Annotated in this window: 13 protein-coding genes; 5 read left to right on the top strand and 8 right to left on the bottom strand. The window is 48.8% G+C overall.

Annotated elements, in window-relative coordinates; genetic code table 11:
- Positions 1-354 precede the first annotated feature (354 nt).
- Positions 355-2,031 carry an ankyrin repeat domain-containing protein gene (locus tag CX664_RS13995; RefSeq protein WP_146000011.1) on the top strand — a complete coding sequence of 559 codons (1,677 nt, stop codon included), beginning with the start codon at positions 355-357 and terminating at the stop codon, positions 2,029-2,031.
- Positions 2,032-2,153: 122 nt separating this feature from the next.
- On the opposite strand, the gene CX664_RS13990 is transcribed toward CX664_RS13995, so the two are convergent.
- Positions 2,154-2,816, bottom strand: coding sequence for a class I SAM-dependent methyltransferase (locus CX664_RS13990; protein ID WP_101747324.1), 663 nt, complete (start codon positions 2,814-2,816; stop codon positions 2,154-2,156).
- A gap of 286 nt (positions 2,817-3,102) precedes the next feature.
- On the opposite strand from CX664_RS13990, the gene CX664_RS13985 reads away from it, so the two are divergent.
- Both CX664_RS13985 and CX664_RS13980 read left to right on the top strand, forming a co-directional pair.
- Positions 3,103-3,810 (top strand): SapC family protein, encoded by a 708-nt coding sequence (locus CX664_RS13985; RefSeq protein ID WP_101747323.1) that lies wholly within the window; start codon positions 3,103-3,105, stop codon positions 3,808-3,810.
- 45 nt (positions 3,811-3,855) lie between these two features.
- On the top strand, positions 3,856-4,677 hold the full coding sequence (locus CX664_RS13980; protein WP_146000010.1) for a serine protease: 822 nt from the start codon (positions 3,856-3,858) through the stop codon (positions 4,675-4,677).
- Positions 4,678-4,783: 106 nt separating this feature from the next.
- Here CX664_RS13980 and CX664_RS13975 read toward each other — a convergent pair whose 3' ends face one another.
- On the bottom strand, positions 4,784-7,204 hold the full coding sequence (locus CX664_RS13975; RefSeq protein ID WP_101747321.1) for a glycogen/starch/alpha-glucan phosphorylase: 2,421 nt from the start codon (positions 7,202-7,204) through the stop codon (positions 4,784-4,786).
- A gap of 471 nt (positions 7,205-7,675) precedes the next feature.
- Between CX664_RS13975 and pulA the strand changes: the two genes are divergently transcribed.
- Positions 7,676-11,281 carry a pullulanase-type alpha-1,6-glucosidase gene (pulA, locus tag CX664_RS13970; protein ID WP_101747320.1) on the top strand — a complete coding sequence of 1,202 codons (3,606 nt, stop codon included), beginning with the start codon at positions 7,676-7,678 and terminating at the stop codon, positions 11,279-11,281.
- A 152-nt stretch (positions 11,282-11,433) separates the two neighbouring features.
- A complete protein-coding gene (locus tag CX664_RS13965) occupies positions 11,434-13,479 on the top strand; it encodes an alpha-amylase family glycosyl hydrolase (RefSeq protein ID WP_101747319.1) in 2,046 nt (681 codons plus the stop codon).
- Between the two features lie 52 nt (positions 13,480-13,531).
- On the opposite strand, the gene glgX is transcribed toward CX664_RS13965, so the two are convergent.
- The 6 genes from glgX to CX664_RS13935 all read right to left on the bottom strand — a co-directional run bounded on the left by glgX (position 13,532) and on the right by CX664_RS13935 (position 22,892).
- The gene (gene glgX / locus CX664_RS13960) at positions 13,532-15,643 is read right to left on the bottom strand and encodes a glycogen debranching protein GlgX (protein ID WP_101747318.1); all 2,112 of its coding nucleotides are present in this window, start codon (positions 15,641-15,643) and stop codon (positions 13,532-13,534) included.
- Positions 15,644-16,293: 650 nt separating this feature from the next.
- On the bottom strand, positions 16,294-17,877 hold the full coding sequence (locus tag CX664_RS13955; protein ID WP_101747317.1) for a glycoside hydrolase family 43 protein: 1,584 nt from the start codon (positions 17,875-17,877) through the stop codon (positions 16,294-16,296).
- 52 nt (positions 17,878-17,929) lie between these two features.
- A complete protein-coding gene (locus tag CX664_RS13950) occupies positions 17,930-18,730 on the bottom strand; it encodes a TrmB family transcriptional regulator (protein ID WP_101747332.1) in 801 nt (266 codons plus the stop codon).
- Positions 18,731-18,984: 254 nt separating this feature from the next.
- Positions 18,985-20,766, bottom strand: coding sequence for a glycoside hydrolase family 13 protein (locus tag CX664_RS13945; RefSeq protein WP_101747316.1), 1,782 nt, complete (start codon positions 20,764-20,766; stop codon positions 18,985-18,987).
- Between the two features lie 9 nt (positions 20,767-20,775).
- Positions 20,776-21,609 (bottom strand): sugar ABC transporter permease, encoded by an 834-nt coding sequence (locus CX664_RS13940; protein WP_101747315.1) that lies wholly within the window; start codon positions 21,607-21,609, stop codon positions 20,776-20,778.
- Positions 21,609-22,892 carry a carbohydrate ABC transporter permease gene (locus tag CX664_RS13935; protein WP_219622200.1) on the bottom strand — a complete coding sequence of 428 codons (1,284 nt, stop codon included), beginning with the start codon at positions 22,890-22,892 and terminating at the stop codon, positions 21,609-21,611. Before CX664_RS13935 ends, CX664_RS13940 begins: the two co-directional genes overlap by 1 nt.
- Between the last annotated feature and the right edge of the window lie 12 nt (positions 22,893-22,904).

Here is a 22,904-nt window from a genome sequence, read left to right as displayed (position 1 = left end):
ATGAACAAGCCAAAGAACGCCACCCAGAGCGCTGGGGAAAGAGGTCAACAAGGAACTGGGATCTGGCTGATGAAGTCTGGTTGAATCCCGACAGGCCTGCTGATGATCAACTAAGCAAAGCCGCTTAAGTTGAGGCGACAACTATGTTGACAAACACCGGGAGTCAGGCAATGAAAATAGGGAAGTTATTACCAGACAATTCCTAAGAAGGTGCTTTTGGAAAATACCGAAAATTACTGGATTGATTAGTTGTTGTTAGTATGGGAACTAAATTCTGAAATTTTACTCTAACGGAGAGCTTTTATCACAGTGTGCTAAGCGATGCCCTGATTAATTATGTAATATGGAATTTTAATGGAAACTACAAGTCAACCTTTTAGCATCCTATGTTGCTGTACTAATTTTAGAGAATGCCCAAATCGCCCCAGCAATTCCGAGCAAAATGAGTGCAGAAGCGCAGGATACCGGAAAATACAAATTACAGAACGCGTCAACAATCTTAGTATCGGTGAACGTTTCGGTGAACGTGTCAGTAAACGTTTCGATGAACGTGTCAGTAAACATAGCCTCGACATGAACCCAGAGGAAAATAATCATCATCATGTTCCTCATATTCGGGTACCCAGCGATTTACATGATGAATTTATTTTAATACAAAGCACCAGAGAAGTTAAGAATCTGCAACGTTTTCATGAGGCTATCAATTTGAATACAGGGTTTTGGGGTATTGAACCAGAAAGAAAACAAAAAATAATAGAAGAACTGTTGAAAGAATATCGTAGTTCTAACTGGGTGAATATGGCAATCATGTATGGCTACCTTGATGTACTTAAGTATTTTATCAACAAAGGGGAAGAAATTAATAAAGTTGGCTCCTCCTCCCACATCTGGAAAGCCGTTTCTCATGGACAATTGGAAATCGTGGAATATCTGATTGATCTCGGACTCAAAGACAAAGACAAGTCCTTCTTCATCCATGACGAAGGAACTGAAAATGAGGGACTTATCCACGGAGCAGTTCTATCATCAAATATGGATGAGGATACAGCCTGCAGAATGATCGAGCTTCTTCTGAGCAAGGGAGAAGATCCTGATGGTTGTGATGTGGTTACTCCTCTCAACAGGGCAATGGAGTTAAATAAACTACGCATTGCCAGACTCTTGAGTAAAAGAAGCAACCTTAAGAGATATGGCTTATTGTCCGTGAGTGAGAAAAAAGAGTTTGACTGTTTAATGGAATTGCAAAACGCAATTGAAATCAAAAAGGAATCAGACATCAAACCACTATGTAAGAAATTACGTTTAGACTCTGCTACAGCGATGCAAATGGCATCCAGGCACGGATTCCTTGAAGTTCTCAATTATTTTGTTGGCCAAGGAAAAAAAGTTTGCAAAAAATCTTTCGAGGCCCCTATCTGGTCAGCGGTTTCTCATGGACACTTTGATATTGTGAAATATCTGACTGACCCAAAGCTCAACGACAGGAAAAAAAATTATTACAAACCTGTTCAGAAAAGCGGTATCGATGCACTTATCAATGCTGCAGTTCAATCAAGATGGATGGATGAGCAGGCAGCCTGTAGGATAATCCGTCTTCTCCTAGACAGAGGGCAGCCTGTCAATGGCCATGGCAAATACACCCCTCTGGACCAGGCAGAGGAGCTTAATAAAACGGTGATTGTTGATTTTTTAAAGAAAAAAGGTGGTCTTTACAAACAGCAGCCTGAAGAAAGCGTTTGTGACGATATGCCTGCACCGCCTCATGATGATCCTGCTGAGCCTAAGGGAGCTTGTGGCTATTCTCCAACACCGTCAGCACCTCCGGCTGATCCTGAGGGAGATTATGGCTATTCCCCAACACCATCAGCTCCTCCGGCTGATCCTGAGGGAGATGGCTATTTTCCAATGCCGCCAGCTCCTCCTGAGTATGATTCTTTAGATTATCGGTTATACCCTCCGGGTACACAGAATTTTGATGATCCGCCTCCAAGTTATGAGGAGTCAATGAGAATGGAAAAGAACTCCGAATAAAAATTGTCTCGTTCCCAGGCTGGAGAGGTTGTCGCAAAAGACAGTCGCAAAAGACAGATTTAAACGACTTTCGCGACAGCCTCTGCGGTGTGGGAACGAGCCACTCTCTGTGCTCATTATTCTTAACGCTTGATGGCAATGGTAAGCCCATCGGAAACAGGCAGTATCATCATATCCACACGATCATCGTCGTGAATTTTCCGGTTTAATGCTTTCAGGGCAGCAGTGTCTTCATCGCTTACGTCTGCATCAGCTACTCTCCCGCTCCACAGCACGTTATCGATAAGAATCAGCCCACCAGGGCGAATAAGCTGCAGGCATTGTTCGTAATAAACGTCATACCCCGTTTTATCCGCATCAATAAAGGCCATATCAAACTGATTCAGTTCGCCATTTCTGAGCAGTTGATCCAGGGTTTCAGACGCCGGAGCCAGGTGAAGTTTGATCCGCTCAGAGACGCCGGCTTTTTCCCAGAAGGGTTTGGCTATGTCGGTATACTCAATGCTGATATCACAGGCAATCAGCTCCCCATCATCGGGCAGCGCCAGGGCAACAGAGAGCGCACTGTAACCGGTGAAAACACCAATTTCGATGGTTCTGCGGGCATTGGATAGTTTTGCCAGCATGGCCATAAGCTGCCCTTGCTCGGCAGAGATTTGCATCATTCGGTAGCGATGGTGGCTGGTCAATTCCCGCAACTCTTTTAATGCCGGGTGCTCACGCAGACCAACGTTATAAATATATTGATAGAGCGTATCATTGAGTTGCAGGGTTTCAGTGGACATTGGTGGGGGACTCCGTTTAATTCCTGAGAAAAAATACATCAAAGATATGGTTGTTATTGCTGACTATTAAGTCAGGAATGAAGCCTGAAAATGAGTGGTTTTTATTCATTGTTATCATTCTACTGTGGCAATCGCTTACTCTTGACAATCATATAACATTTTATTCGTTGATACCTTTAATGTGCTATGTAAAAATTTTAAGCACAGGCCAGCTTAAAAATGTCAATATAACTATTTTTAGAAGTGGTTTTATAGCCAGACAAAACAAGAGAGGCGGCCCCTGATTATGGCAACATTACTGTTTTACAATGAGCCGGCATTTCTCAACCGGGAAGTGCATAAGACCCTTAAGTTCAAGGCATCTGACGACTACTCTTTCACCGAAGAGGTAAACTCTGTACCACTGACCGGTATCGAGTTTTTTGAAGCCAGCCGTGATATGCCAGTGCTCTTCAGTAAGGATGAGCAGGGTAACTTTTTCCCCCTTGCCCTGCTTTCGCTGATGGATGCAGGGCATAAGCACCTGGGTAAGGCGGGCAGCTGGAGTGACAGCTATATTCCTGCTTTTATCCGCCGTTATCCTTTCGCCCTGACCGATGAAGGCACTGTTTGCTTTGATCAGAAAGCCAGTCAGTTTGCTGGTGAAGAAGGTGAAGCACTTTTCAGTGATGACGGTGAAAATACAGAAACATTGAATAACATTATTCAATTTCTCAATAACTATGATCAGCAGTATAAGAATACCCTTGATTATTGTAATGAATTAAAAGCGCTTGATCTGTTATCTCCGTTTAATCTCCAGATTCTCCTGGAGAAGGATAAGCCCCTAAGACTCGAAGGGTTATTAGTTATTGATGAGAAAAAACTGAATTCCATTCCGGAAGAAAAAGTGAAAAGCTGGTTTGATTCCGGTTGGCTGGCGTGGACCTATGCACACTTACACTCTCTGGGTGCATTAAACCGTCTTGTTAAACGACAGAAAACAAAACTGTAATATCCATGACCACTTGTGGTTTTAACATTGAAAGGGACTTCAATAGTGAAAAAACTCCTACAGATGGCCGTTTTGGCATTAAGTCAATTAGTTTTAGTATTTGCTGTAAGCGTCAGTGCGCATCCTGAAAAGACGAGTAACTATTCAGGAATAAAAATTGTTGGTGGTGATGAGCTTTCTCCGTTTTCCCGTCCTTATATGGCGTCATTAAGAGTATTGAGAGAGGTTCATTTTTGTGGCGGGGCCTACATTGGTGGCAAGTATGTCCTGACGGCTGCCCATTGCGTCGAAGACATTCAGGATTATGCCGAATTTATTTCCGTCTGGTTGGGGGGGCATAAACTGAGTGAACCGGACACTGGCCGTTTCTACCGGGTGGCAAGATTTTATATACATCCAGACTATAACGATGAAACCATCGATAGCGATATTGCCATTATTGAATTAGAGCAGGACGTTGAGGGTATTGAACCTGTTCGTCTGATTTCTGAAGAACACTTTGCAGGCATTAGTAAAGGTTCAGTATTTGAGGTGATGGGCTGGGGAACCCTTGGGTATGAGAAGGGACAACCAGACACGCTGCACATGGTTCAGGTGCCCTATGTGGAGAGGGAGCTTTGTAACTCCGAGCAACATTATGACGGCGCTATTACCAAAAATATGCTGTGTGCTGGTTTTGATGAAGGAGGCAAAGACTCCTGTCAGGGCGACAGTGGTGGTCCCATGGTTTATAACCACCAGGGTACCTGGTATCAGCTGGGTGTCGTGAGTTGGGGCTACGGCTGCGCTGAGCCGGGTTACCCGGGAGTCTATACCAACATCGTTGAACTGTTGGGTTGGGTAAGGAATACAGTGCCTGATATTTGAGTTCAGTACTCGTCACGTCGGAGCGCAGAAAGTCAGTGGTTTGGGAAAAGATTAACAAGAATAATTAACGGCAGCTTACGTTCAGTAAGCCGCCAAAACCACCCGATTATTTACTATTCCAAACCTTCTCAGCATAGTCAGCAATAGACCGGTCCGAAGAGAATCGACCCAGTCGTGCGGTATTCAGCACCGCCTTGCGCCACCAGAGCCTTGGCTTACGGAAAGTGTCGGACACTTTCTGCTGAGCTTCGCGATAACTTTCAAAGTCAGCCAGAGCCATAAACTGGTCACGATGCATCAGATCTTCTGCAACGGGTTTCAGCAGGTCGGGCTTGTGCTGGCAGAAGGAACCATTCATCAGGGCGTCAATGGCCCGTTTCAGTACCGGATTACTCTCATAATAATGGTATGGGTTGTAACCCTGCTGCTGCAGTTCGGCAATCTCATCGACGGTTTTTCCGAAGATAAAGATGTTCTCATCGCCCACCGCTTCGGCAATCTCCACGTTGGCTCCGTCCAGTGTCCCAATGGTCATTGCACCATTCAGGCCCAGCTTCATATTGCCGGTACCGGAGGCTTCAAAACCGGCAGTGGAGATCTGCTCGGAAAGATCGGCGGCAGGAATGATCTGTTCCGCCAGGGTGACGCGATAATCCGGCAGGAATACCACTTTCAGGCGGTCATCCAAACGACGATCGTTGTTAATTACCTGGGCGACCTTGTTGATGGCCAGAATAATCTGCTTGGCCATTACATAACCTGGTGCGGCTTTAGCGCCAAAAATAAAGACCCGTGGGGTATGTTCGGCATCCGGGTTATCGAGCATTTCGTGATACAGGCTGATGATGTGCAACAGGTTTAACTGCTGACGCTTGTACTCGTGCAGTCGCTTAATCTGAACATCGAACAGCGCATTGGGGTTAACAGTGACCTTGCACTCTTTCTCAATCAACCGTGCCAGTCGCTCCTTGTTTTTGAAACGGACATTGGCAAAGGCATCGAGAAAATCGGAAGATTCCGACAGTGGTGTCAGTTTTTCCAGCTGGTCCAGGTCAGTACGCCACTCTTTGCCGATATTTCGATCCAGCAGTCGTGCCAGGCCCGGGTTACAGTGAGCCAGCCAGCGTCTTGGGGTTACACCGTTGGTGACGTTGACCAGCTTGCCGGGATACAGGGCGTCAAACTCGGGGAACAGATTGGCTTTAACCAGCCCACTGTGCAGCGCGGCAACACCATTGACCCGACGACTGCCAATCACCGACAGGTTGGCCATGCGGATCATGCGATCACCGTTGTCCAGCTCTTCGAAGATGCTGACTTTCTTGATGATCTCTACATTGTCGCCCCATTGTTCTTTAGCCTCTCCGTTCAGGAAGACGTAGTTGATCATCTCAATGATCTGCAAGTGTCTTGGAAGAACACGGTCCAGCAGGGAGGCAGACCATTTCTCCAGGGCTTCTGGCAACAGGGTGTGATTGGTGTAGTGGCACATTTCCTGAGTGATGGCCCAGGCCTGATTCCAGACCATGCCTTCTTCGTCCATCAGCAGGCGCATCAATTCCGGAATGGCGATCGCCGGGTGGGTGTCGTTCAACTGCAGTGCGTAGTGTTTTGCCAGACTGCTTAATGGCAGGCCACGCTGCTTATGTTGGCGGATAATGTCTTTGAGCGAGCAGGCCGTGAAGAAGTACTGCTGGATCAGTCGCAGATCTTTACCCTGAGGCGTTGAGTCTTCAGGGTACAAGACACCGGAAATGGTATCGCCATCCACCAGGTTACGGCAGGCTTCCAGATATTCACCCTGGTTGTATTTATCCAGATCGATAGGATAGGCACCCACCAGGCTTTCCCAGAGACGGAGGCGGTTTACATAGTTTCCGCCAAAGGATGGAATGGTGATATCCCAGGGCACACCGAAGAGCTTCTTGCCAGGCACCCAGTGGTTATTGCCATCGTTGTCCATTTCCATATGACCGAACAGGCCAATTTCAACAGTCTCGGATGGACGACAGGTTTCCCACGGGCTGCCAAATTCACGCCAGACATCCGGCTTCTCTTTCTGGTAACCATCCACAAAGATCTGACGAAACAGACCATAGCGGTAGTTGATGCCGTACCCGGTGGCTGGAATATGCTGGTTGGCCAGAGAGTCCATAAAACAGGCGGCCAGACGACCCAGACCACCGTTGCCCAGGGACATGTCACGCTCCTGATCCAGAACATCAGAAATGCGTACGCCGCGGGATTGCAGCAGGTTGGCTGCGGTTTCGTAAAGTCCAAGGTTCATCAGGGCATCACCCAGCAGGCGTCCCATCAGAAATTCCATGGAGAGGTAGCAGACATGACGTTGCGGTTTTGTCTCGTTGGTGACGCTCAGGCTACTTTCCTGAAGCTGGTCCAGATTAATGTCACGGAGTACCAGAGAGAGGGCCTGCCACCAGTCGCGATGTGTGGCTTGCTTCGGGGTAGTGCCCAGTTCACGACGCAGGTGTTTTTCAAGCTCTGTGGTAAATGCTTTCTGATCCATGTGATGCGTATCACTCTTGTTGTGCTATCAGGTTGGCTTTTTCGCTGATGATCTGTTTCAGCGGGTTTGCAAAAGAACCCTAGTGTAATGGAAAAAGATGGCTTGTTGTTTTGTAAACGCTTTCAGTCTTTATGCTGATTGAATTGTTTTAAAAGATGGGGCCACACACCACCGACTATGTGTTGTTGTTTAATAAATAAACATCAATGTGACAAAGTGAAAAACAGGCGTCAAGTGGAATTAATTTCACCTTTTGTGGATTGTTGTAAACCTCTGAAAACGATTACAACGGTGTAGATCGGTGAATAAAAACTGCTGTAAATCAATATATTTGAACTATTCAAAGAGATAATAGCCCGCGACTTATGCGCTGTGCCGTTAAAAAAAGCAGGAAAAATAGTGACTTGGTTTTGACAAGCTTTTGCAGCGGTTAATGGCCTTTAATCAACCACTGAAAGAAGTCTTGGAATAATGGAACATAAATTTCAAAAACTGTGCCTGGCCGCAGTGATATCCAGCGCTGTGCTGCTGATGACGGGTTGTAAAGACGATGACCGAAGTTCAGTCACTCCGCCTGTCACACCACCCACTGGGGATGTACAGCTGAAAAGCAATCAGGTGGCCATTTATTACAAACGTGACGGTGATGCAGCCCGTAGTGCCGAAGATTATCAAGGCTGGGGGCTGCACCTGTGGGATAATGATGGTGCAAATGATTTGGCAGAAGGCGTTTCCACAGGGTGGCCTGAGCGGTTAAGGGCCTCTGGCGTGCATGAAACCAAAGGTGCCTATTACATTATTGATTTGAATGCTGATCGTAATGACAAACAGGCATTCAGTTTTATTATGCATAACGGCCAGGATGATAAGAACTGTCCTGAAGATTTGGTTTACAGTGTCAGTGACAATGGTCAAGACGTCTACACCGTGCAAAACAGCTGTGAAATCATGGACGATTTCGAAGAAGGTTTGGATTTAGCGCCAAATCAAGTGGCGATTTATTACTTCCGTAAAGATGGTGGTCATGCCAATTGGGGGCTGCATTTGTGGAGTAATGACGGCCATTTAGCGGAAGGTCAGGCAACAGATTGGTCAGAGGGCCCGAAAATGCCTGACGGTGAGCATGAAACCAAGGGCGCTTATTACATCATCGATTTGGCCACAGAGCGAAATGATGAACAGACTTTTAGTTTTATTATTCGTGATCAAAGTGGCAACAAAGACTGCGGTGACCGGGTATATAGCTTGAAAGACAATGGCAAAGATGCTTATACCATGCAGGGTACTTGTGAAGTCAGCGATAACCCGCTGCCATTGACGCTGCTGGAAAACGCTGCGGCCCACTTCCTGGATAAGCCTGCCCTGGTCTGGAATGCACCAGCAGGTGCAGAAACCGTTGAGTTAGTGAGTTCCGCCACCGGAGGCATCAAGGATAACGCAGACAATACCGATCTGGACGGTGAAGGTTTAGGGCGTATTACCCTGGTAGCGGATGGAATTTTGTCTACGGATGTGTTCTCACCTTACCCTGCCTTTGGCGGTATGCAGAAGTGGAAACTGCCGGAAAGCGTTACCGAAGCACAGTTCAAAGCCTTGTTAAAAGGCCAGCTGGTTGTCCTGGCTAAAGATCAGAATGGTATTGGCATGGCGGCTACCCGCCTCCAGTTCCCGTTTGCACTGGATGGTCTCTACTTCAACGAAACCAACCTGAAAAACGAGAAACTGGGTGCTTCTTTCGAGGAGGAAAACGTTTCCATTCGTCTGTGGGCACCCACAGCCCGGAAAGTGACCCTGCAAGTAGCGCAAACCGGTGGCTGGGATGCAAAAGTACAAGACCTCTCCATGCAATACGATGAGACAACCGGGGTTTGGCATCATACTGATACCAAGGCTGTGTTGGATCGTAAATTTTACCGCTACCAAATAGAAGTCTATCGTCGTGACACGGATAAAGTGGAAACGGTAACGGTTACTGACCCTTATTCATTAAACGTGTCTGCAGACGGTGCCTTTACTCACATCGTTAACCTTAATGATGCTGATACCCAGCCGAGTGGCTGGAGCGGAGTCGGTACTGACAGTGGCCTGAGTGATACGCAACGCCCGGAAAATATTGTCGTTTATGAGGCTCATATCCGTGATATCAGTAACTCCGATAAGGCAGCTATGGGTGTAGATCTGGCAAACAACGGTAAGTACAAAGCCTTCGCCGAAGACAATCGTGCCAGCATGACGCATCTGCGTGAACTGGCGCAGGATGGCATGACCTACTTCCAGGTATTGCCAGCATTTGATATCGCCACCGTCAATGAAGCGCCAGAAAAAGTAGCCAACCTTGGCGATGATTTCGACAAGCTCTGTGAACTGAATCCAGCCGTTAAGGATGATGCTGATTTTGGTGGATATTGCGGCGGTTCAGAGACCATTGGTCAGGTCTTTGAAGCAATTAAAGACGACGATGAAAAACCGCAGGCGCTGAACAACTATCTTCGCATGCACGACAGCTTCAACTGGGGCTACGACCCATTCCATTACACCGTACCGGAAGGCAGCTATGCTTCCAGCCCGGATGGTGTAGCTCGTATTAAAGAGTTCCGCGAAATGGTGGTGGCTCTCGACAGTATGGGGCTGCGTGTTGCCATGGACGTGGTATACAACCACACCAACGCCGCCGGTATTGCGCCAAAGTCGGTTCTGGATAAGATCGTACCGGACTACTACCAGCGCCTGGACATCACCACCGGTGCGGTTGAAACCAGCTCTTGCTGCGCAAACACCGCCAGTGAACAGAAGATGATGGCCAAGCTGATGGAAGACTCTCTGGCGGTCTGGACCGAAGACTACAAAGTGGATGCTTACCGCTTTGACCTGATGGGCCTGCACCTGAAACAGAACATGGTGGCTATCAGGGATCAGCTGACAGCCAAAAACCCGGCCATGTACCTCTATGGTGAAGGCTGGACCATGGGCTTTGGCGGTGGTGCCAGTGATGGTGACAAAACGGCAACCCAGGTGAATATGGCTGGAACAGGCATTGGTACCTTCAGCGACCGATTGCGCGATGCGGTTCGCGGTGGTGGTCCATTCGATGGCGGCAATGATATCCGTAAAAATCAGGGTTTTGGCAGTGGTGCCTGGGAAGTTCCTAATGAGCTGAATGCCACGCCTGATGAAAATGCGTTGAAAAACCAGATGGACCTGATCCGCGTGGGATTGGCTGGCAACCTGGCGGATTACACCTTAACCAACTACAAAGGGCAGTCAGTAAAAGGCTCCGAAGTTGACTACAACGGTGCGCCCGGTGGTTACACCGCCAATCCAATGGAAAACGTTGGTTATGTATCCAAACATGATAATCAGACGCTATGGGACAACCACCAGTACAAGCTGGCCGAGTCGCTGACCTCCAGGGAGCGGACCCAGATGCAGATTCTGTCTCAGGCACTACCGATTCTCAGTCAGGGGGTACCATTCATCCACATGGGTGCAGAGCTGATGCGTTCCAAGTCCATGCAGCGGGACAGTTACGACTCTGGCGATTGGTTCAACCGCGTGAACTTTGATCTGGACGATGAAAACTGGAATAACAACTGGAATGTTGGCCTGCCAAGAGCGGACAAAGACGGTTCCAACTGGCCGCTGATTCGCACCATCAATGCCAATGGGAAGGCCCTGCCAACAGCAGACGATGCTCAGCTATCTGTGGATATGATGCGTGAGTATCTATCCATCCGTAAGGACAGCGGCCTGTTCCAGCTGCAGACGGCAGAAGACGTGCAGAAGGTGGTCAAGTTCTACAACACCGGCGCCGGGCAGGTGGGTGGCGTGATCGTTATGGAGTTGGATAACACTGACGATACCGTGGCTGGTGATTATGAAAGTATCGTCGTTATGATCAACGCTACGGCCGAAGCGAAAAGCTATCCCGTTGCGCATGCTACCGGCTATGGTTTACACACAAAGCATCAAAACTTTGGTGAAGGCAAAGCCTACGGCGCTGCAACGTTTGCTGATGGTGTATTCAACGTGCCAGCACGTAGCGTCGCAGTTTTTGTCAAAGGCACCCAGACTCAATAAATAGCTGAAAGACCGGGGGCGAGGCAGAATGCGTCGACCCCTGTTTCATTTGCAATATTTCACACCACGTTCTCATTGTGGGAACGTATTGCAACGCTGGCCAGAAATGAACAGCCTTTTTCAGTATCTAACCTTACCAACCGGAGGAACCAATGACGAAGCCAAAAGCATTGGCCGTGGCCATCTCAGCGTTTTCTGCCTTGCTGATAACTGGCTGTGCCAGTCAGTCATCTGATACAGCGTCTAAGGCCAACACCCGCCTGACACCTGCCTATGAGTGCAGTGCCAGCACTCATGCAAAAGCCAACGACTTGAGAATCTACCAGATTATGGTCGAAAGCTTTGTGGATGGCGAAAAAGGAACCGGTCATGGCACCGGTTACGGTACCAGCCATCACCAGGGGGATTTGCAGGGTATTATTGATTCGCTGGACTACATCAAGTCTCTGGGTATGAATGCCATCTGGATGACACCGATCTTCAACTCGGAACCTGTCCCGGGGCAGGTACACTGGGATGACCGACTGGATGCTACTGGTTATTTTGCCACGGATTATTTTGCCATTGACCCACGCTTCGGGACCCTGGAGCAGGCAAAAGAGCTGGTGGAAAAAGCCCATGCCAAAGGACTGTACGTATTTTTTGATGGTGTATTTGGCCATCATAAGAAATCCGGTGTCGTACCATCACCATCCGGTTTACTGCCTTCGGGCAACCATAATCCCGTGGACTATCCTGAGAGCCTGCCATTTTACCAGGAGGTGGCCACCTGGTGGGTGAAGGAACTGAAAATAGACGGCTGGCGTCTGGATCAGGCCTATCAGGTGCCCACCGAAGCCTGGACAGAAATCCGCAAAGCCGTGGATGACGCTTCTCAGTCAGTGACTTACCAGAACCACAAGGGGGAAACTGTCAATCCATTGGGCTACATGGTGGCGGAGATCTGGAAAGAGGAAAATGCTATCCAGCAGGAGGGATACGGCAGTCAGGAAGCCCCGGCCCTCTGTTCAGCATTTGACTTCCCCATGCGTTATCGCCTTGTGGAAACGTTTGCAGTGAATGAAAACGGCATTGGTGGCAAAGGCGGTAACTGGTTGGATGAAGGCATGAACCTGCACTCACTCTATCCGGCGCATGCGCAACCAAACCTGATGCTGGGCAACCACGATGTGTTACGTTTTGGTGATCTTCTGCAGCGTGGCGGCATTGCCAATCCGGACGATGGGGAATACTGGTTGCGCCATAAAGCAGCTATGTCGTTTATGGCTGCTTATACCGGACCAATCACGCTGTATTACGGCGATGAAATTGGTGATGAAACGCCAGACTTTGCTGAAAAGCAGCTGGATAATAACTGCGCCATTCGTGGTATGTGTGATGACCACTCGGGACGTACCAGTGCCAAAATTGACGGGGTAACCGCTGCGTTGAATCAACAGCAGCGTGATCTTAAAGACTATGTGTCATCATTGATGGCGCTGCGAGATAAACACCCAGCGTTGTCTAAAGGTGAACGCATCAACCTCCGTGCAGAAAAAGAGATCTATATCGACCACAAACAAAGCGGTGATGATGCCCTGCTTTATATGGTCAGTACCGACAGCGCTTTCCAAATGGTAACTCTGACCACAGCGGAAGCCGGTTCTGAAGGTCGGCTGGTGGATCTGCTCACGGGTGAGGTGTTCCTCCCGAAGAACAACGAATATGCCATTCGCATGAAAGGGTTTGAATCACGATTCCTGCGTATTGCCAGGCCAGTTGCAGCCGGACCGAAGGTCTCCAAACGGGATGCTGACTCGATGACCGGCGAAGGCTTCCTGGCCCAGTGCGATAACCCAACAGTGAATGAAGCAGGCCCGGCACAAGACACGTTGTTTGTGGTGGGCAGTTTCCCGGACTCTAACTGGATGCACAAGCCAGCCCGGGCTTTTCAGTATAAAGGCAACGGCGTGTATCAAACGGTCACCAATGAGCGCAAAGGCAGCTATCGCTTCCAGTACGCCACAGCCAGCTGGAGCCCGCAATACACGGCTGCTGATCTGTCACAAAAGCCGGGGCAGCCAGCTGCCGGGAAAAACGGCGGGTATGGTACCGATACCTCAGTGATGATACCGGAAGCAGGACGCTATGTATGGAGCTTAACGTTCAAAGACAGTGGTGAGATTGATCAGGTGATGGTTTCCCGCTGTGCGGAGTAATTGTGTCGATTAACCGGTCGGCAACCCATCTTCGGGGTTGCCGATCTGCCTGTTAATTCATCTCTTTAAGTATGATCAGGCTGTGTGGTTGAACTTCATAGCTGCACTGATCAACAGACGGTTCCTGAATAAAAGAAGACTCTTTGTCAGTATTCACCACGATCATCCGTTGTTCGAATTGACCGGTTTCAGGGATCAACACTCTGCCTACATGTTTGCCAGCGTTCATGATGACCCAGATAGCACCTTTTTCAGCATCATTCGGGTCATGAATTTTAACCGTCAGGGTGTAACAGTGGCGCTCACTGAAATAAAGAGGGTCAACGACGTCACCCTTCGGGGAGTATAACTGGTATTCTATGTGGCCCAGCCCATCGGTCAACAGTGGTTCATTGCGACGAAAATGCATCATTTGTCGGGTAAAATCGTGCATTTGAGCACCGTCAGAGTCGGTGTTATGCAGCCAGTCCCAGTGTAGCCAGGCGATGGGGGAGTCCTGACAATAGGCATTATTATTACCATCCTGAGAGTTGCTGAACTCATCGCCAGCTAACAGCATGGGAGAGCCTTTAGCCAGCATTAACATGCCCACCAGATTTTTCCGGCTGCGCAGGCGGGCTTTATTGATGTCCGGGTTGTCGGTGACGCCTTCTTCACCGTGATTCCAGGAGTAATTGTGCTCGTCACCATCCCGCCCGTCTTCGCCATTGGCCAGATTGTGGCGCTGATTGTAAGAAACCAGATCCATCAAGTTAAAGCCATCGTGACTGCAGATATAGTTGACGGTGGAAAGATAACTTTGTTCGCAGAACAGGTCTTCTGAACCGGAAAAACGCCAGGCCATTTCAGTTTGTACCCCTTTGCTGCCTTTCCAGAACTTCCGGCAGGTATCACGGTAACGATCATTCCAGGACTGCCAGTCATTGGGGAAGTCGGTCATATGATAACCGTCCGGCCCAATATCCCACGGCTCGGCAATCATTTTTACCTGGCTCAGAATCGGGTCCTGGCTCACGGCATAAAAGAAAGGCGCATCTTTACTGTAATTACGGTGCTGACGAGCCATGGTGGGGGCCAGGTCAAAACGGAAACCGTCGATCTGATACTCCACTACCCAGTGACGCAGTGCATCCATAGTCAGGCGCAGAGTCTGGTGGCTGTCGAAGTTTATGGTGTTGCCGCAACCACTGTAATTTTCCGAGGAAATGTCACCGTCGTGTTTGTTCATATGGTAGTAGTCGGTTTCAGCCAGACCACGCATGCTCAGGAATGGACCACCATGGCCACCTTCGCAGGTATGGTTGAACACCACATCCATAATCACTTCAATGCCAGCGCGGTGCAGCTCCCGTACCATGGTTTTCATCTCGATAACCGGGTCGGAAATGGCATAAGGTGTGTGCGGTGCCATCATGCACAGCGGGTTGTAACCCCAGTAATTGGATAACCCAAGGTGAGTGAGTCGCTCTTCACTGGAACTGTAGGTAACCGGCAGCAGTTCAACGGCAGTAATGCCAAGGTTTTTCAGATATTCAATGGTGATGGGGTGGCACATGCCCAGATAGGTACCGCGAATATCCTCCGGAATATCCGGATGGGTTTTGGTGAATCCCTTGAGGTGGGTTTCGTAATAAATGCTCTGCTGGTCCGGAGTGTGTGGATGGGTTACGCCTTGCCAGTCAAAGGTGGCATCACGCACAACACTGCGTGGCATTTTGGTGGCGCTGTCCTGCTCGTTGAATAGCCATTGATCATTGTCGTCTGAAATATAGTCAAAAATGTCCTGGCACCATTGCACATCGCCACTGATTTCCCGGGCATAGGGGTCCATCAGCAGTTTGTGCTTGTTAAAGCGCGGCGTGGTATTGGGTGACCAGTAACCGTCTGCCCGGAATCCATAGTGCTGACCTTCGGTAATACCTTGCATATAAAGGTGCCAGATGCCCTCAGCGGAAGGAAACATTTTCAGTTGTTCTTCATTTCCCTGTGTATCGAATAACGATACAAACAGTTGTTCTGCTTTCGGGGCGTACACAGAAAAATTAACCCCTGTCGCCTGATTACCCGGTACTGCCACAAGATCGGCATTAACTAAAGTGGCACCCTGTGGGGAGGTTTTTCCGGGAAAGGCGCAATAGGTCTGGGTGGCGGACGGCGTATCCATAACGTGTGAAGCTCTATATAGCGTGATCAGAAAAAATGGCGTGTATTATTAGTTGTCAGGAACAAACAGAAAAGCACGCCGGTCATGTAAACGATTACAGACTTTTATAAAGAATTGACTTAATTAAAAACATCTTGAACAGAAAATCTGTATAAAGGACTCTCCTCGGGGATCGGCTCCTAAAGGAGTCAACACCCTAACCGGCCGCCATGCACCGTGATATCAGGGTTTCATAGTGCCTAGCGGTTGGGGCTAATAACAGTGTCGATTAATCTATGATTATCTTGGTTAATCTGCTTTTTTATTGCCTTATTTAACGGTTGCTACTACATTACTTCTGCTACTAACGAAAACCAAGTTTGTGGCAAACTGATTACAAAAGATTAGGCAACCCCGTCGGGACTCGTTACAGCCTGACGCTAATCCCTACAGAAGAGCTGCGTAAGACTTACCACGGTAAGCGGTGGCGTTGACGATGTAGATAAACCCAGATAATCCTGATTATCGTAGGTTTATAGTAACGGTAAGAAGTACGATTTGGCTTTTGTGCATTATGGGTACGCATGCGAACCGACCACATCAGGCTTTCTAACGGATTCCACTCGATGGTCACATTACATCATGGTGGTGGGCGCAAACAGCCCAACTGGCTAATTCAGGAATTTAACCTCTGAGAAGTCTGCAAATACTTCAGATGTACCCTCTGGATTGACGCCATAAAGACAGCAAAATCCACCAGTGTAGTATCTGGATAACATCGAATCAATCGGGATGTTGGTTGCCACTGGTACTTTTTGTCCATTGGTTATATAACCACAGTCGTACCCGGTTTCAGCACAATGAACGAATAATTCCAACGCTGTTGTCTTGTCAGCAATGGATGCTGATGCAAGCACCACATCATTGAGTTTGACGATTAAATCAAGACCATTATCATTTTGCGAGACACCCAGTAACAGATGATGGTTGTCTTTTTGCAATATACCTATACCAATCTCACTCCTGCCAATAGTATCCGATATATGCAGGGTGACCTGATAATTGAAATAACTGTGTGATTGTCGAAAGCCAATAACGGTGGATTGGCTACGCTCCCGGACAGGTTGCCCCGGCCAGATTCTCAAGCGCTGTTGTTCTGGCATAATCTGAAAGTGACTGGCTTCTGGCAGTCGTCGAAAACTCCACTCTTTTTTCAGAGCCGTACCGGAAAAATCATCATAAAAGTTGCCATTACCAGGCTGACTTGATCCTGGAAATGGTAACGGCAGGTGTTTTTCCACTTTGCCGGTATCGGGAGCACACACTGGCCAGAGCATATCCCGGTTGTCTGGGTTTTCTGCTTCCCAAACGACAGGAAGCAGATGGGTTTCTCTGCCCATGTTGGAACGGCTGGCAATGTCATTACGAATCCCCAGGCAGACCATATACCAACGGCCATCAGCCAGCTCAACCAGGTCACCGTGGCCGGTGCTGTTTACCCAGTAATTGTGGGTCAGGTGACGTGAGGTTAATATCGGGTTTCTTGGATTACTTCTATACGGTCCGGTAATAGCGTCACTGCAGGCAACCGTCACGGCATGGTAAAACCCCGTTCCCCCTTCGGCTGTCATTAAATAGTAGCGACCATGGTATTTATACATATGAGGGCCTTCTACCCAGTCTCCGCCGGTGCCACGCCAGAGAAAGTATCGTTCGCCAATCAGGGATGTACAGTCCAGGTCTAGCTCTTGCAGCCAGATTTCACCTTCACTGGGGTAGGCTGGATCACTTGGGCTATGGGTTCCCACGTACCAGACCCTGCCGTCATCGTCGAAAAAAATATCAGGGTCGATGCCTGGTGCGCCGTTAATGACTTTGGGCTCAGACCAGGGACCGGCAGGATTTGTCGCTGTCAGAATAAAATTCACACAGGGATTGAAATCTGCAGGTGCCTCCGGTGGCATATAGACATTAGTGGTTATCAGATAAAAGACACCGTCTTTATATCGAATAGTCGGTGCGTGAATACCGCCATCGGACTGTACATCGGTCAGAAACACCGGCCCCTGACACTGTTCCGGTCGATCCAGGGCGTGACCAATCAGTTCCCAGTTGACCAGGTCACGGCTGTGGTGAATGGGCAGCCCCGGAAAATACTCGAACGAGGAGTTAACCATATAGAAATCATCACCGACGCGGCAAATGGACGGATCAGGAAAGCTGCCGGGTAAAACAGGGTTGGTCATTTCAGTCATGGGGGGTTGGGTTCGTGATTAAATTGCAGATAACAGGGAGTGGCAAAGAAGCTTACAGCGCCTGTCGTTCATGGTTGGTATTGATGGCGATGTTCACCAGGTCAAGGGGCTTGTCCCCGAATAATCCCGATAGATAGATATCGCTGTGAATATGCTCGGAGATGATTTTTACCAGAATTTTCTCATTGGTGTAGATTCCCTGAGCTGTAGTCAAGTTGGAAAACACCAGTGTTTCCAATGTGTCGCGGACCAGCATAAACCGGGTAGAGGGGAAGTCGTGCTCTGGAATATGGGAGCGTGAAAAGAATTCAATGCCTTCAATCGGAGAGTGCATCTGGTTAAATGAAAAGCAAATTACCCTGACTCCTCGAATAATAGCCTCTTGCAGTTCACGCTGGAACAGAGTGATATCAAAGTCAGTATTAATATAAAGCTCGTTTTTACTGTCGTTTATAAGTTCTTTAATTTTCAGTATCAGGCTCTCATACCCTGACAGATTGAAAAAAAAGGGTTTCTCCTCCGACTTGGACAAAACGGCCAGCTCCTTTTTCAGGACTGTAATATCGTCAATGGTTTTTTCCCGGATTTGCGCCAGAATCACGTCAGGTGATTTAGCTTCATACTCCTTTACACTGCCGGAAATCATGTAGAGATAGCCTTGCAGGTACAGGTTGTCTATGGATGAATAAATGGTTGAGCGGGTCATGCCTAACGATTTGGCAATCTGATAACCGTTGGTCCTACCATTTTTCAGCACATCAAGATAAACCAGTGCATCCGTTTTACTGAAACCAAAAGTCGTCAAACGTTGAACAATATCATTATATTTTTGTAAATCTGTTGTAGTGCTCATCGTGCAGAACCATACATTAAAAATGTTAATTTCCTGACCCAGCTGCGCCCCAATTAAGGATTTGTCGCGAAATAACTTCCTCTTTTTGCCACGGAGACTCGGAGTCACAGAGGAAAAGATTTTTTCTTTTCTCCGTGCCTCCGTGCCTCCGTGCCTCCGTGTCTCCGTGGCAAGGTTTTTCTCTTTACCGGCCAACATTGGAAATGTGGAAATTATTTCAGGTCAATTCCTAAGGAGCGCAGGCTTTGGTCTGTTTATTGACTCTTGCTCATCCTGTAGCCATAGGGGGCAAGCTGGACAGTCTCACCTTGCAGGTTGACCGATTGGGCAACGGCAGAGTTATTCATCACGATTTGCCACTGGCCACGTTGATAGGCAATACAATGATCACTGTCAACATCAAGCCAATGCACGGTCGGAATATTGAAATCAGGCTCACTTTTGCGCAGGACAATCAACTCCTGGATAAATTGTCTGAACTCAAGGTCCTGCTTTTCTTCTTCCCAAACCATACAACGGCGATTGGCTTCGCTGCCCATTCCCCGCCCGCCACTGAGGGCAACTTCACCGCCATAATAAATGCAGGGCGTACCCACCTGGGTAAACATAAACAGGTAGGCCAGCCTGGCTCTTGCTTTATTCTCCCCACACAAACTTAAAATACGAGAAGTGTCGTGGCTATCCAGCAGGTTGAACATCGCCTGGTTGGCGGTGTGAGAGTATGCGCAGTAGGAACGGTTCACATCCCAGATAAAGTCCTGCTTGTTACTCAGATCCAGGGCAAAAAAGTCCAGCACTGCCTGGGTCATCGGATAGTTCATTACCGAATCATACTGGTCACCACCGAGCCAGGCCGAGGCGTCGTGCCAGATTTCCCCGAGAATATAGCAGTCAGGTTTGATTGATTTAACCACCTTACGGAAATCACGCCAGAAGTCATGGTCAATTTCATTACCCACATCCAACCGCCAGCCATCAATATCAAAATCTTCAACCCAGCGTCTGGCTACGTCCAGCAAGTAAGCACGACACTGCTCGTTCTCGGTGTTCAGTTTGGGCATGGATGCCACATTGCCAAAGGTTTCATAACGCAGGTTCTGGTAGTCCCACTGTTCACGGGGCTTGTCTTCATACACCGGGAACTCGCGAATCCAGAACCAGTCGTGGTAGGGCGATGCCTTGCCATTGGCGACTACATCCAGCCACAAGGGGTGCTGATCACCCACATGGTTAAACACGGCATCAAGCATCACTTTCATGCCACGTTGGTGAGCCTCTTTTACCAATAGGCTAAAAGCTTCATTGCCGCCCAGGGAAGGGTCAACATTGAAGTAGTCTACTGTGTCATAACGATGACTGGCATTGGCGGTGAACACCGGGCAGAAATATAAGCCATTGATGCCCAGGTCCTGAAGGTAATCCAGTTTATCGATTACCCCCCAGAGATCCCCGCCCATAAAGTTATCCTGCGTCGGTTCTGTGCCCCAGGGCATCGTACCAGCGGGGGATATCTCAGGTCGGCCATTGGCAAAACGGTCCGGAAAAATATGATACCAGACGGTTTTCTGTACCCATTCCGGCGTTGCCAGGACATCACGGGGGTTGATATAGGGGAAGCAGAAGAAATTACTGAGATTACTCAGCTCCACTTCTGCTACTTTGGCATCGGTAATATCAACACTTTTTCGCTCGCCAAACAGTATCTTCTGGCCAGTGCCTTTCGAGTGCAGAATAAAGCCGTAGCGTGCCCGACGCTTGGGTGGGGTGAACTCAGCCAGCCAGCAGGTTTGATGTTGCGTTTCGGCCTCGATGGTCATGGGGATTTCACGTCCGCCGGTCCAGCCGTGGGCATCGCTGCCTCCAAGGTTACCGCCGTCCAGGCCACCGACTGCCCACTCATAGGGGTCACCGATCCAGAGGGTCACTTTTTCGATTTCATCCTTGGCTGAACGCAGGCGAACATGCAGGGTGCTATTATCGCGGGCGTAGCACATGGCGCTTTTCGGGTTATGGACCAGAGCACTCAAGGTAATCATTTTCAGGGGTTACTCCTTAACCGCGCCACTGACCAGGCCAACAGTAATGTGCTTCTGGGTGGCGACAAACAACAGGGTGATAGGAATGGCCACTAACAGTGCACCGGCCGAAAACAGGGTATAATTTTCTGCGGAGTTAGAGGCGATCCATTGGAAAATACCCACGGCCAGCGTCATTTTTTCTTCGCTGCGCAGAATCAGTGTGGGCAGAATAAAGTCCATCCAGGGGGCTGTGAATGAGGTCAGCCCGACAAAGACCAGGATCGGTTTGGCCAATGGCAAAATAATTTCAAAGAAAATGGTCAAATGACCGGCGCCGTCTATTTTGGCCGCCTCATCCAGGGACGTCGGGATCGCGTCAAAATAGCCCTTCACCAGCCAGGTCATAAAGGGTAATGAGCCGGTGACGTAGACAAACAGCAGTCCGGTAAAGGTGTCGATCAGGTTCAGCTTGGACAGCAATACATAAATCGCGGTGATAGAGAGGAACGCCGGGAACATCTGGATCACCAGAATCCCCATCATGACATTGCGTTTTCCCTTGAACCGGTAGCGGGAGAAGATAAACGCCGTCATCGTCACCACAATGAGGGAGATGGCCATATTGCTGAAGGCCAGGACAAAAGTGTTGGCATACCATTGCAGATATGGGGTATCGGTAAACAGGGCCCGGTAGTGATCCAGGGTAAAGGAAAAGTCGGTAAACGAACTGCTAAACAGGTTTACCCCCGGCTTGAACGACGCCATCACGGTCCAGGCAATGGGTCCAAGCACCAGGATAGCGTTGATGGCCAGCAACAGGTATACGGCGAAAACACCGGCTTTATGCATCAGTTTGTTCATTACCGCATACTCGCATCGGTCTTGAAGGAGTTCATCCTTCTAAACTGCCAAATGGCAATCAGTGACAAGAACAGGAAGATGATGATGGAAACCACGGCAGCGATATTGTACTGCTGGAAGTCCAGGGTCAGCTTGTAAATCCAGGTAATGAGAATATCGGTGTGGCCGGCAAAGCGATATTCCGGATTAATGGGGCCACCCTCCGTCAACAGATAAACCGCACCGAAATTGTTGAAGTTGAACGCAAAGGTCATGACCAGCGAAGGGGCTACCTGATGCAGGATCATGGGCAGGGTAATCTCTTTGAACTGCTGGAACCGGCTGGCACCATCAACTTCACTGGCTTCATAGAGTTCTTTGGGAATATTGGTCAGGGCACCGGCAATCAGGAGCATAAAGTAGGGGGCTCCGGCCCAGACACCGATGGCAATGACCGTCACTTTCGCCAGCACGGGGTCCGATAAAAAAGGAATGGACTCAATGCCAAAACCATTAATGATTGAGTTTACCGGACCAATGCCGTTTAACAGCAGGCGGAAGATCAACAGGCTGACAAATGCCGGAATGGCGTAAGGCAGCATGAATATAACGCGCCATACCTTTTTACCGGCAATGTCCCGATTCGCCAGGGCAAGCGCCAGAACAAAGCCAAAGCCAAAGGTGAATATCGTAGAGCAGACCGCCCATATCACCGTCCAGCTGCCAACACCGAGCAAAGTGCTTGACCAGATTTTCAGTTCAAACAGGGACAGGAAATTTCTAAACCCAACCCAGTCCACCAGATTTTTTGGTGGAATATGTGCTGGCGCTGCGTAGTTGGTGAGAGAAACCAGTACGGTAATCAGTATGGGCAAAATAATGAATGCCAGTGCAGCAATCCCTGCCGGGGTTAACATGATGAGGGCGAAGTGCTCATCATAAAAGGCCCGCAACTGCTGTTTTAAGCCGATGGTGCAGGGGGTAATGTTAACGGCATCTTTAATGTTCAGCAGGTACGCAGCAAGAAACGCCACGGTCAGAAAGATGGCAAGTACCCCTTCAACCAGCATATGAATAGAGTGGTCGCCGTGGATAATTTTGAAACCCACGCGATGTTGTGCGGTATCACCGAGGGTGATGAAGCCTTCCAGGGCTGTCAGTAAATCAGCAGCAAAAAGTACCAACAGTATCTGCACTGAAAGATAGAAACACCCTTTTATATAATGTTGGTTTAACAGCTGGGTCCCCCCCATCAGAAAAACCGACAGAGGTGGCAGCTTGTTAGCCACCCTGGGCTGATCCATGGCTGTATCCAT

The organism is Endozoicomonas acroporae, from assembly GCF_002864045.1.
GTDB classification, from domain to species: domain Bacteria; phylum Pseudomonadota; class Gammaproteobacteria; order Pseudomonadales; family Endozoicomonadaceae; genus Endozoicomonas; species Endozoicomonas acroporae.
The sequence above is the reverse complement of the archived record's forward strand: the minus strand, read 5'-3'. Positions and strand labels throughout refer to the sequence as shown.